Raw genomic sequence first — 10669 nt, forward strand, 5'->3', positions numbered from 1 at the left:
CATCTCCAACACGCAAGATCAACTACACGACCGTCGAAACGGACCATAACCGACACGCCCAGTCGGCACATCACGATCTGTCGTTGCAGTACTAAGCGGCGGGCCGCCTCCTTGCTCCAACAAGGAAGCGGCCGCCGACCTTAGTTGCCCATCCACAGTGGCGGATCAGGCTCGTTACCTTGTCCACTGCGGTGAGCATCAGCAGGAACAGCTCGATCCGGGAAGTCATCAGCTTCGCCAGGGTCGGGCTTTTCCTTCTTTTGGTGTCGTCGTCGACGTTGTCGTCGTCATCGGACATCCGGTACCACCTCCGATCGAAGCCGAAGCCCCGCGGATTCCGCCATGGGGTGGCGGGCCCTCCAGCGCCAACACGAGTGGCTCGGGGTCGGGCACGGCCAGCGCTTCGGCCACCGCAGCGCGCAGCTGCGCCGCCGCGGCACCGATCAAGTCGGCGTGCTCGGCCAGCCGGGCCCGCGAGGTCGCGCGGGAACCGGCCTCACCGGTGGCGGGCTGGCCGGTCTGCTGTGGACCGTTCGGGACCATCACAGACGTCTTCTCTCCCAACAGGTTTCGCTACTATTGCGGAACGATGTGGATGCGATGTCTGGGTCACCAGTCGACTGGCTGGAAGGCGTCATGAGAGGCGTAGTAGGCAACGGCTTCACAGGCTTGCCGAAGATCGGGGTTTCGCCCACCTCGCCATTCCCTCCATACCGTTACGACATCCTTCACGAGGTTGACCTCAAGCAGGTACGTCATCCCCTCCGACGGGGCGTCGGTTTCTTCGTCTACCAGCTCGATCGGCGAGTCCGGCGAGATCACTTCCCCGAAAGAGACGTAGACCGTCAAATTGTCATCGACTGAATCAAGACGTGAGATCATTGCGCCCATGCTGCGGAGCTCGTCAGCCCCAGATTGAGAAGCCACCAACACCCCCGGGTTGAAAGGTTCTGGAGGTTGCACGCGGCAGTCCGGAGCCGAGAGCCTCGATGATGCCCGCACCCGCGCGGGGCAGAGCCGCGGCGTGGCCGCCCGCGTGGGGGTTGCCGTAGTACTCGGGAAAAAACGGGCGGATATCGATGGCCTGGGGAGCCACGCGTGATCCCGAACCGAGCCGGCGCCCGATCGCGCACCCGCTCGGTTCGTCACATGCGGGTGAAGATCTTCTCGGCTTCGAAGCGCGAGACCGGCTGGCGGGAAACGCGCGTTTCGTCCGGATATCCGAGCGCCATAAGCAGCGTCGTGGTGAAGTCGGTATCGGTGAGGCCGAACGCTTCGTCGATCGCTGCACGGTCGAATCCTTCGAACGGGGTGGCGTCGACTCCGAGAGAAGCGGCGGCCATCATGGTCGCGCCGACCACGAGATAGGTGTTCTTCTCCAGCCAGTGCAGCACGTCGCCGCCATAGTTCTCCGACTGGATCTTCACGAAGCCGGCCGCTCCAGCCTCCCATCCCGACTGGGTCTCCGGGTCCGCGAAGCGACCGTCCGCGCGCTCCTTCGCGAAGATCTCCTCCAAGTGCTCGCCGGGAATCGTCTTGCGGGTTGTGAACACGATCGCGTGCGAGGCGTTGCGGACCTTCTCCTGGTTGTCCTCGAAGCGGCCGACGAGAGCGTCCGCGAGCTTGTCCTTGCCGGCCTGTGTCTCCAGCACAAAGAAGTGGATCGGCTGGATGTTGATCGTCGTCGGCGAGGTGCGCAGGTAGCGCAGCAGAAGCTCGAAGGTCTCCTCCGGGATCTTCTTGTTCGGGTCGAAGTAGCGGGTGAGGTGCTTGGTGATCAGATTCTCGAGGTCCATGCTCGGCCTTCGTTTCATTGACGCAGAGATCGGGTAAAGGTGCGGGTTTCGGCTCGTTGGGGTCAGTCAGTGCGTGGTGAACGTGCTGTCATCGGGGTGACCCTGTGTGACGGTTGACTCGGTCACGATCTCGCTGGTCACGCGCCCGCACCCGGGATGTCGACGGTGGTGTCGTTGACGTTGTTGAGGTAGTTCGTGAGCAGCGTGACGACCACGACGGTGACGATCGCCTGGATCTCGGGGTCCGTGTACCCGGCCTCGCGGACCGCAGCAATGTCCTCGTCGCCCACCTGACCACGGGTCTCGATCACCTGCTGGGAGAAGCGAGCGACGGCGGCACGCTTGGGATCGGTGGAGCCGCCCTTACGGGCCAGCTCGATCTCCTCGGTGGACATGCCCCCGAGGTTCGCCGAAATGTATCCGTGCAGCGCCGAGCAGTAGTCGCAGTCGTTGGAGTGGGACGTGGCCAACGCGATCGTGTGGCGGGTCTTCGCATCGAGGAGCTTCGCAATACTGCCCTGCAGGCCCATCACGATCTCGAGGACGGTCGGGTTGGCGGCGAGCGCGGTGAACATGCCCGGAGCGAATCCGAACTGCTTGGCGATGGTGTCAAGCGTGCCCTGCGTCTTGGCATCGATGTCAGTGAGCTCGGGCGTGGCGAGACGAGACATGGTGGTGATCCTCCGAACAGTGTCATTCTGGGCTGTTCAGCCCACTTCTAGAAGTGAACACCATCAAAGAATGGGCTGTCAAGCCCAATTTTTGGTAGGGTGGAGACCATGGAGACGGACCCGGGACCTCGGCAGACCCACAAGCTCACCGGCAAGGGGCAGGCGACGCGCGCCCGCATCCTCGAGCACGCGGCCGATCTCATCTACGCCAAAGGCGTTCACGCGGCGAACAACGAGCAGCTTCGCCGCGTCGCGGGGGTGAGTGGCTCCCAGCTCAACCACTACTTCCCGAACAAGGAGAGCCTCGTCTTGGCGGTCATCGACTGGCAGGCCCGCGGTGTCCTCGCCTTCCACCGCAGCGAGAAGTTCGACGGCTTCGACACCATCGAGGCGTTCCGGGAGTGGGCGGACTTTTACGTCGCCCACGGCCGTCCATTCCAGGACGGGTGCAGCCTCGGATCGCTCGCGAGCGAGATCGTCAAGACCGACCTCGACGTTCACCGGCAGCTCGCCGCCACGTTCGAGCAGTGGCGGGACATCTTCCGCGACGGACTCGAGCGGATGCAGCGCCTCGGCCGCCTCGACGCGGCGGCCGACCCCACCCGGCTCGCGCACGCGCTGCTCGCCGCGTATCAGGGTGGCATGCTCCTCGCCCAGATCGCCCGGGACATCACGCCGCTGCGAAACGCCCTATACGCCGCAGTCGACTACGTCGAGACCTTCGCGACGCCGCCCGACGCCGCCAGCTAGCGAGCGCGGTGACCGAGCACTCGGTCCTCTCCGGCGCCGAGCAGGCCCAGGCCGCGAACGCAATGCTCGACGTACTCGGCATGGTCTGGTTGTGCCGAGTCCGCAAAACCCGCACCACGTCCCGTCACCCCGACAGCATCGAGATCACCGTGGTCATCGACGCCATCGCCAACGTCGGCGACTACGTCGAAACCGAGATCATGGCCATCGGCAGCCGCCGCGACGGTGCTGCTGGGCCAAGCGGAGCGGGGGCTCGGCCTGGCCGATCTCCCGGTCGTGCCCGCACTGGGACCTGGTCCTGCAGCCCGAAAACACCGGCGTAGGCCGGAGGCGATCGCCTCATTGGTATAGGCGTAAAAGTTCGTACCGGCGCGCTCGCGGCACACGTCCAGCCACGCGCGCAAGTATTGATCGGAGAAGAAGTCGCCCGAGTCGTGAATGCGGATCCACGCGCCGCAGAACTTCTGTGCGCTGAGCTCGGCGACCATCGCGTTTCGCCAGCCGGCAAGGTCGTCCAGGACGTAGGCGAGGTTCGCCTGGTGTTTGGCGAGTACGACCGGCCAGGTGTAGGTGCCGTTGCGCGCGTAGCACGCCTGCGCGCAGACTCCGGCGCTCGGGCAGGTGTTGTAGGTGCGGCCGTCGGGAAGGTGGCCCGCCCAGGCCGGCAGCGACCAGTTCCACACGCCGATCTGACGCATTTCCCTGTTCTGGGTGAGCAGCCGAGCCGGGCGAGAGTCTGAAGTGGACAGCTTTGTGCACATGTGGATTCCCCTGTGGATGGTTCGAGGCGAAGCGCGCGGCGAGAGACTTACGTGGCGTCCAGTTCGATCTGAGGGTCCTCGTCGTCTTCTCCCGGCTCGGCGTCGCCAAGCTCAACGAAGGACTCCGCGATCGCCGCCGAGACTTCCTGGTACTCGGCGATTTCCGCTGGGTCGGAGGTAACCAGGCGGTGCTCGACGGGTGAGGCGATAGCCTGGAACGCGACCCGCTGTGTTCCGGTGCTGAGCAGGCCTTGCCCGCGGTCGGCCGAGACCAGGAACTCGCGCTCGCCCGCGGAGAGGTTGAACGCGCGCACGACGTCGTCGATCGCTTGCGGGGCTTGGCGCAGGAGGATCTGGGTGGCGGAGTTCGAAACGACGGCTTTACCGGCGTCGGAGCTGAGGAAGTCGGCCGGGTCCTGGGAAGCTACGGTGAGCCCGGCTTCCTCCTTCTGGAACGTCTTGGACGCCCGGAGCAGGAAGTCCGCGCCGGCGCGTTCTTTCATGAGCATCCAGGCCTCGTCGACCACGACCAGCCGGCGCCTGCGGATCGCGGGGTTGGACACCTGGCGCCAGACGGTGTCGAGCGTCAGCAGGGTGCCGATCGGCTTGAGCTCGTCGGCGAGACCGCGCAGGGAGAACACCACCAGGTGGCCTTCCGGTCGCACGGACGTAGGCCCGGAGAACAGGCCGGCGAACGCGCCTCCGATGTAGGGCTGCAGCCGCGCGGCCAGTTCGACGCCGGCCGGGTCGTCGCTGCCGGCGAGGACTTCGGCGAGGTCGGCCAGCAGCGGTGCCGGGCGTGTCCAGGTTCGGGGGTCGGAGGTGATGCCGGCGCACTGGTACGTGGCGATGGCTGAGCGGTCGAGTGCGACGCGTTCGATCGCCGAGAGCTCGCTGCCCAGCAGCACGGTCATCACGGTGTGCAGGAACAGGCACCTGCGGATGAGCGCGTCGCGGGGCGCGGTGCGGCGGCCGTCGGGGCGGGTGTGGATGGGCAGGTCCATCGGGTTGAGCCGGACTTGGTCGGCGCCGAGGTGGACGTAGGTGCCTCCGACGGCGGCGGCCAGGCGGGCGTATTCGTCTTCGGGGTCGATGACGTGGACTTCGATCCCGCGGTAGAGCGATCGCAGGAGTTCGAGCTTGACGAGGTAGCTCTTGCCGGCGCCGGATCGTCCGAGAATCACCGAGTTGTGGTTGTCGAGGGCGAACCGGTCGTGGTGTACGAGGCCTTGGCTGCCGACGTTGAAGCCGTAGAGCACGCCGTTCGGCGCGCCGACCGAGGTCGGGTCCGGTGGCGGCAGGTCCGGGCTCGTGAACGGGTACGCCGCGCTCAGCGCTGAGGTGTCGAATATCCGGCGCATGCCGACCAGGTCGAGGGCCATGGGCAGGCTCGTGATCCAGCCCTGCAGGCTGCGATACGTGGTCGGCTTGCAGTCCAGAAGCAGTGACGCCGCCAGCGAGCGGACAGCAGCCACCTCCTCGCCGAGCGTCTCCTCGGTCGAGGCGTGCACGGTCAGGTAGAGCCCGAGCCGGTAGAGCTTGCCCTCGCCCCGCGCAACGCGCGCCGACAGGTCGTAGGCGTCTTCGGTGGCCGCCTCGACCAGCGGGTCGATCAGCCGACCGTTCTCGCTGGTGTGCCGTCGGCCGGACTCCAGCTTGGACAGCTGTTTCTTGAGCCGGGTGGCCGCGGTCACGGGGTCGATCGGCTCGATGTGCAGCGAGACGTCAACGCGGCCGGGGTAGGTCAGCAGGGGCTGCAGCCACCCGTTGTGCACCTCGCGCGGGTAGCCGGTGACGGCGAAGGACGCGACCCATTCGCCGCCGACTTCCAGCGAACGTGGACGAACCGAGATCGCGTCCGGTGTGAAAGCGCTCGCTCGCCCGAGCGCCTGCGCGCCGTGAGCAACGTTCCGGCGGCGGCGTTTCGTGGTGGCGTTCATCGGCTCGTCCTCTCGGCATCGTCGAAGTCCTCGTCGAACTCGTCGTCCCACGCGTCGTCGGCACCGGTGAACTGGTTCTCGGCGAAGGCGGCGTGGCCGAACGCGGCCGGGTCCCAGGTGTCGTCTTCGGGCGTGGTGATCACCTCGTCGGCTCCGGCGAGTCCGGCGTTCGGCGGGATCAGGCTGTCGGGGTTGCACGCCGCGGCGAGCACCGCGGTGGCCTGGCCGGCGTCGAGCGGAGTGACCACGATTCCCGACGGCGAGAGCAACTCGGCGGCTTCGCCGAGCCGCCGGATCAGCCGTGTCTCGGCGGCGCGGCGAACGGCATGGTCGACTGCGGCAGCCGGCTTGCCGGCCTTTCGCTTGGCCGACAGTGCGGCTAGGGGTGACACGCCGCCGAGTCCGTCAGCCGGGCCGGCCGCAAGCGGTTCGCGCAGCACCAGCAGCACCTGTCGCCGCAGGAGATCGGTAGCGCGGCCGAGCTGTTCGAGGTACTCCGCGTGCTCGCGCGCTGCCTGCTCCAGCGCGGGATGCGGCAGGCCACCCGCCTGCGCACGAAGCTCCTCGATCTGCGCGGAAAGGTCGAGCCGCTCGGCGCGCACGAGAACCTGGACCGGTGCGGTCAGCGAATGCAGGTATCGGCCGAACGAGGTCACGAGCGACTCCTGCTCGGCCGGCGTGCGCAGGCCGAAGTTGACCGTGGAGCACACAGCCACCGCGGCAACGCCGTCCTTGCCGAGATCGATCACACCGGTCTCCGTCACGGCTTCAGCCGGGAGCCGCAGAGCGGCCGGCGATACCGCCGACTCCGCCGAATCCACGCCACCTGCGGTCACCGCGCCGCCGAGCCATTCGGGAGCCGGACGAACCCCTTCCGGTGCGGTGACCCGGTGTTGCGGACTCATCCGCTGCCGCAGCGCGGCCAGCACCAGCCGGTCGAGCGTGATGCCGTCGCGCTGGCTGAGCGCGAGGAACGCGGCGACCACCGCGAACGGGACGGCGACGATGGCGAACACCGCGAGCGGCACGAACGCGCGGGTGACCTCGTAGCCGCCGTAGAGCACGATCCCGGTGCCGGCGAGGATGAGCAGCTGGCGCGCGGTCAGGGGGCCGATCACACGATCTTCGCGGTCCACGTCGGACGGAATACGGACGGGCTGACTCACTTCCGATCACCTCCTTGAAGCCGAGCGGGCGGACGGAACAGCGGCGGGGGCGCGGCGTGTGTGCGCTTCGCGGCGTCGCCGAGGCGAGGCTCGGGCTGGGCCGGCCGAAACACTGGACTCGCAGGTGCGGTGGGCGACTTGGTCGGGCGAGGAGACGATTCCGGTGCTACCGCTGACTGGAACTTCAGCTGCGGTGGCACTGCAGCGGTGCGGATTGCTCGACCGGCCGTTCGTGTGCGGCCGCGCCGCGGTGGCGCACCGGCTTTGCGGAACGTCGGTGCCGACCCCGGGCGCGGGCCGCGACGGGGCCGCGACATCGGAGTCTCCGGTGCTGATGGCGAGATGAACTCCGGAACCGTCTGCGCTGGAACCGGCGGAGTGACTGCCGGATCGTGGACGGATTCCTGGGGTGAAGGCTGCAGAAACCGCGGAGCTTGCGACGGCACACGGGCTCGTCGAGCTGCTTGTGCACGTTCGGCGTCGAAGGCGGCCTTGAGCCGCTTGTTGACCATCTCCGGACTGGAGGGCCGCGGGCGCGGCGGACCCGTTGGGTTGCCGGGCGCGTCCCTGCGGGCGGGTTGGTTTCGCGTGCGGGTGACGTTGGGCATGCCGCGAAGACCGGTCTTGCGCGCGATGAGGCCGAAGGCTTTCGCCGCCACCGCGGTACGAACCAAGCTGCCCAGGAAGGACCGGCCGGTCCCGACGTTGGCCGCATTGAGCAGCCAGAACGGGATCTTGAACAGCACGAAGAACAGCGCGACCGCGGCCAAGGTCGTGCCCAGTGCCGGCAGCGCGGAGGAACCCAGCAACTGCGACCCGCCGGACAAGACGGTGCGCACCGCTGTGATCAGCACCAACGCCTGCGCGACCTGAATGGCCAACGTCGCGGCGGTCGCCTTCCACCACCAGCGTGCGATCCCGTCGGTGTGCGGCAGCGCGTGGCACATCAGGAACAGCGGCCCGCTGACGATCAAGAGAATGGTGATGACGAGCCGGACCACGTAGACCAGCAACAGGGCCAGTCCTGCGACGATGAGGACGAGCGCGACCAGGATGAAGAACAGCCCGCCCGACTGCAGGCTGTGGATGGCGTCCTGGACGGTTGATGCCATCGTCGGGGGCGCAACGCCACCGTCGAGGATCGCCAGAGTCAGCGCGTTGGCGAGCTGAATCAACTTGTCGACGAAGAACAACGACAGCGCTGACGCGACGAACGCCACCGGGATCCGGGGCCCGATCTCCTTGATCGTGTAGCGGGTCTGCACGCTCTCGTGGCTCATCACCACGATGCCGCCGATCAGGATGATCAGGCCGTACGCCGCGATGACCAGACCCCACGAGTGGTTCCACATCTCGCCGATGCCGGGCAGGTCGCTAATCTCCGGCGTGGAGAGCGCAGTGTTCCCGATCATGTCCAGGATCGGGGTGAGCGCGGAGTCGACGATGCTGCTGAAGATGCTGTTGAGCGCGTCGCTGATGCAGGCCCCTACGTCCGTCACCCCGCAGTCGGAGTCGGCGTCGTCCGGCCCGTCACCGGGCTGTGGCGAGTCGTCCGGCGGCGATGTTGTGGTCGGCTGCGGAATGCAGTCCTGCCCGGTACACGGCGTCGGCGCCGCCGTCGGTGGAGGCGGTGGAGCCGGCGGGGGCACGGGTTTCGCCGCGGCGCTCCCGGGCAACTGGCACACAGCGATCGGAGTGTCCGGCGTGCAGGAGTCGTTGGTCGGAACCGGAAGTGGCGGCGGGGCCGGTTGTTGCTGCGCCGTCCTCGGTGACGCGCTCGCGGCGACGATCCCAGCCACGAGCAGCACCGAACTCAGCGCCAGTGTCCAGCACAGGCGCCGACGCCGACGGTGCCGTCGCCCGGGCCGCCCGCCGACGGCGTACGTGGTGGTGGGACCGGCCATCGCTCAGGCCCCCACAATTCCCTTGAGGATCTCGACGACCAGCGGTGCGAGCGCGGCCAGCCCGTAGCCCCACCCCGCGGACTTGAACGCGGTCTTGGCCTTCTCCACTTCGCCGGGATCTCCGCCACCCACGACGTAGCGGACACCGCCGATCGTCAGGAAGACCGTCGCCAAGCCCGCAAGGATCCCCATCAGCCAGTTGCGAATGTTGTTGATCACGTCGGTGACCGAGGCGGCGAGCGCGACGACCATCGTGTCGGCGTGCGCGCCGGAGGCCGTCAACGCCAGTGCGAGAGCGACCAGCTCGGCCGTGAGCAGGATCTTGCGAACGCGGTGTCGCCGATGCCTAACGGACCTAGACATCTGATCACTCGCGGTGTCGTGCGGTTCCTCTGCGGACTTCGGCAGGCGCGGCCAGCGGAAGCTGGAGTGCGGCCGGCTGGCCTTGACGCCTGCGCCGGGCGAGTTGCTGGGGCGCGCTGGAGAACGGTCGATCAGGCGCATGGCGGCACCTCCGAAGATCGGGTCGAGGGCGGGTTCGTCCCGCAGCCCTGAACTCCGGATTCCGGTTCGATCTTGGACACCGAACCTCGACTCGACCGCTCCGGCGACGCCCCACCGTCGGCTACGGAATGTGATCGACCTGCTGTCCCGTGATCGGAAGCAGCTCGGTTCGCCTTCGAGATCCGCGCAGCAGCCTGGTTCGCGACGGAGTCGGTCTGGTCCGCATCCGCAGCGCCGTCGCGGAGATAGTCGGCCAGCCGGAGCTCGGCCCGTTTGCGGGCCTTGTACACCGCCCAGGAGGTGGCCTGGTGGACTTCCGCCCACTCCGCCACCGGCATGCCTTCGAGCCGAGTCGCTCCGATCAGCGCGGCGTCGGTCTGGGTCAGGACCCCGTCCGCAACCGCACGCGCGAGGACAAGATCTGGATGGCCCCACGGCGGGTTCGGCGCGGCGGAGCGGAACCCGGGCGCGACCGGAGTCGGACCGGCGAGGGCCTCGTTGAGCGCGTCGTATCCTGACCGGTACGCCGCCCACCGGAGGCGGAGCATGATCCGCGGCCGGCACAGGTCGATGGTCGTCAAGGCGGCGAGGAAGCCGTGGAGGATCTCGGCGTGCACGTCCGCCGGATCACCGGCGAACCGCGCGGACAACTTGGCCGCGACAGCCGTCAAGGCGGGCAACGCCATGCCCACCGCGGCCACCGTCCAGGTCGCTCCTTCCGACCGCGAACGCAACACGAGATGTGCCCAGACCGCGTCTCGCGTGGCCTGCGGGCACCGGCGCGCGAGCAAGCAGTCGCGCACCTCATCGAGTGGGACGTCGCGGTCCGGCAGCCCGTCGAAGAGCCTGCCGTTCAGCGACACCGGGTGCGGCCCGGTGACTAGCCAGGCAAAGGTGTCGCGGGCAATGTCCAAAGAGTTCTGCGGCGACTCGTCGCCACCCGATCGAAGATTGCTTTTTGCTGGCATTTACCGACTCCCTGCGCCGTCGTTCGTACAAAAACGAGACAAGGAAACATTGACGGATACCAGTGAATTACCACGTACTTACTTGATTTTATCTAAAGAAGTGCTAATTCGTCTCTAGTGGTCTGTGTTTGAAGTGGTCTGACGGTTGGACTTCTTGAGGATCTCGTCGGCGGTTTTGGTCCAGATGAAGGGGTGGCAGCGTTCGTTCC

Annotated in this window: 11 protein-coding genes; 1 reads left to right on the forward strand and 10 read right to left on the reverse strand. The window is 67.3% G+C overall.

The annotated features are described in order from the left end of the window. Positions 1-91: 91 nt before the first annotated feature. The 4 genes from AB0M56_RS50005 to AB0M56_RS50020 all read right to left on the reverse strand — a co-directional run bounded on the left by AB0M56_RS50005 (position 92) and on the right by AB0M56_RS50020 (position 2467). A complete protein-coding gene (locus AB0M56_RS50005) occupies positions 92-298 on the reverse strand; it encodes a hypothetical protein (protein WP_364190584.1) in 207 nt (68 codons plus the stop codon). A gap of 311 nt (positions 299-609) precedes the next feature. Beyond that, positions 610-891, reverse strand: coding sequence for a hypothetical protein (locus AB0M56_RS50010; protein WP_364190586.1), 282 nt, complete (start codon positions 889-891; stop codon positions 610-612). A 254-nt stretch (positions 892-1145) separates the two neighbouring features. Next, entirely contained in the window at positions 1146-1796 is a 651-nt protein-coding gene (locus AB0M56_RS50015; RefSeq protein ID WP_364190588.1) for a nitroreductase family protein, read from the reverse strand. Between the two features lie 137 nt (positions 1797-1933). Continuing rightward, positions 1934-2467 carry a carboxymuconolactone decarboxylase family protein gene (locus AB0M56_RS50020; protein ID WP_364190591.1) on the reverse strand — a complete coding sequence of 178 codons (534 nt, stop codon included), beginning with the start codon at positions 2465-2467 and terminating at the stop codon, positions 1934-1936. A gap of 108 nt (positions 2468-2575) precedes the next feature. On the opposite strand from AB0M56_RS50020, the gene AB0M56_RS50025 reads away from it, so the two are divergent. After that, positions 2576-3217 (forward strand): TetR family transcriptional regulator C-terminal domain-containing protein, encoded by a 642-nt coding sequence (locus AB0M56_RS50025; protein WP_364190594.1) that lies wholly within the window; start codon positions 2576-2578, stop codon positions 3215-3217. Here AB0M56_RS50025 and AB0M56_RS50030 read toward each other — a convergent pair. The 6 genes from AB0M56_RS50030 to AB0M56_RS50055 form a co-directional block, all read right to left on the reverse strand. Next, a complete protein-coding gene (locus AB0M56_RS50030) occupies positions 3214-3978 on the reverse strand; it encodes a hypothetical protein (protein ID WP_364190596.1) in 765 nt (254 codons plus the stop codon). The two genes, AB0M56_RS50025 and AB0M56_RS50030, sit on opposite strands and share 4 nt — an antisense overlap. A 47-nt stretch (positions 3979-4025) precedes the next feature. After that, complete coding sequence (locus tag AB0M56_RS50035) at positions 4026-5918, reverse strand: DUF87 domain-containing protein (RefSeq protein WP_364190599.1); 1893 nt, start codon at positions 5916-5918, stop codon at positions 4026-4028. After that, positions 5915-7084: a PrgI family protein gene (locus AB0M56_RS50040; protein WP_364190601.1), complete on the reverse strand. Its 1170-nt coding sequence runs from the start codon at positions 7082-7084 to the stop codon at positions 5915-5917. The genes AB0M56_RS50035 and AB0M56_RS50040 overlap by 4 nt, the downstream gene beginning before the upstream one ends. After that, positions 7081-8349 (reverse strand): hypothetical protein, encoded by a 1269-nt coding sequence (locus AB0M56_RS50045; RefSeq protein ID WP_364190604.1) that lies wholly within the window; start codon positions 8347-8349, stop codon positions 7081-7083. The genes AB0M56_RS50040 and AB0M56_RS50045 overlap by 4 nt, the downstream gene beginning before the upstream one ends. Before the next feature lie 642 nt (positions 8350-8991). After that, on the reverse strand, positions 8992-9240 hold the full coding sequence (locus AB0M56_RS50050; protein WP_364190609.1) for a hypothetical protein: 249 nt from the start codon (positions 9238-9240) through the stop codon (positions 8992-8994). A 242-nt stretch (positions 9241-9482) separates the two neighbouring features. Beyond that, the gene (locus tag AB0M56_RS50055) at positions 9483-10460 is read right to left on the reverse strand and encodes a hypothetical protein (RefSeq protein ID WP_364190606.1); all 978 of its coding nucleotides are present in this window, start codon (positions 10458-10460) and stop codon (positions 9483-9485) included. Between the last annotated feature and the right edge of the window lie 209 nt (positions 10461-10669).

Origin of the sequence: Amycolatopsis sp. NPDC051372, assembly GCF_040682095.1 — a bacterium.
Classification (GTDB): domain Bacteria; phylum Actinomycetota; class Actinomycetes; order Mycobacteriales; family Pseudonocardiaceae; genus Amycolatopsis.

Excerpts from the sequence above, each read along its gene's own strand:
- AB0M56_RS50025 (WP_364190594.1), top strand. The coding sequence starts at position 2,576 with ATGGAGACGGACCCGGGACCTCGGCAGACCCACAAGCTCACCGGCAAG.
- AB0M56_RS50050 (WP_364190609.1), bottom strand. The coding sequence starts at position 9,240 with ATGGTCGTCGCGCTCGCCGCCTCGGTCACCGACGTGATCAACAACATT.
- AB0M56_RS50055 (WP_364190606.1), bottom strand. The coding sequence starts at position 10,460 with ATGCCAGCAAAAAGCAATCTTCGATCGGGTGGCGACGAGTCGCCGCAG.
- AB0M56_RS50030 (WP_364190596.1), bottom strand. The coding sequence starts at position 3,978 with ATGTGCACAAAGCTGTCCACTTCAGACTCTCGCCCGGCTCGGCTGCTC.
- AB0M56_RS50010 (WP_364190586.1), bottom strand. The coding sequence starts at position 891 with ATGGGCGCAATGATCTCACGTCTTGATTCAGTCGATGACAATTTGACG.
- AB0M56_RS50015 (WP_364190588.1), bottom strand. The coding sequence starts at position 1,796 with ATGGACCTCGAGAATCTGATCACCAAGCACCTCACCCGCTACTTCGAC.
- AB0M56_RS50035 (WP_364190599.1), bottom strand. The coding sequence starts at position 5,918 with ATGAACGCCACCACGAAACGCCGCCGCCGGAACGTTGCTCACGGCGCG.
- AB0M56_RS50020 (WP_364190591.1), bottom strand. The coding sequence starts at position 2,467 with ATGTCTCGTCTCGCCACGCCCGAGCTCACTGACATCGATGCCAAGACG.
- AB0M56_RS50005 (WP_364190584.1), bottom strand. The coding sequence starts at position 298 with ATGTCCGATGACGACGACAACGTCGACGACGACACCAAAAGAAGGAAA.